Genomic DNA, 348 nt, shown 5'->3' with positions numbered 1-348 from the left:
GTGCGGAGCGCACCACCATCTTCGCTGTGCCCGTGGCGAGCCGGGCCAACATCCCGAGCGGTCGAACCGCACCGCACCGGGGATGAAGCCGGCCGCCGGCGGATACACTATGGCGGGAGGTGTGTCCGAAATGGAACGAACCATGAGCGTGAACGGCAGCGCATACCAGTTTGCCGCCACGTACGACGGCGATTCGCAGTACAACGTGCAGGTGCACAGCGGCGACAAACTGATTACCATGTTCAAGGTCGCCGCCGAATCGGAACAGGACGTGTTTGACGCCGCCCTGGCTCGCTTCAAGGCCGATGTGGAATTGGGCAACGTAAAGGTGTAGGGAACGCAACGACA

Annotated in this window: 1 protein-coding gene; it reads left to right on the top strand. The window is 62.1% G+C overall.

The features are described from left to right. The coding region (locus LD028_RS18105; protein ID WP_346015095.1) for a hypothetical protein at positions 1-334 on the top strand (334 nt) is incomplete at its 5' end. Between the last annotated feature and the right edge of the window lie 14 nt (positions 335-348).

Source organism: Anoxybacillus sp. LAT27, assembly GCF_022030075.1.
Taxonomy (GTDB): domain Bacteria; phylum Bacillota; class Bacilli; order Bacillales; family Anoxybacillaceae; genus Anoxybacillus; species Anoxybacillus kestanbolensis.
This window is presented reverse-complemented; position numbering and strand designations above follow the sequence as displayed.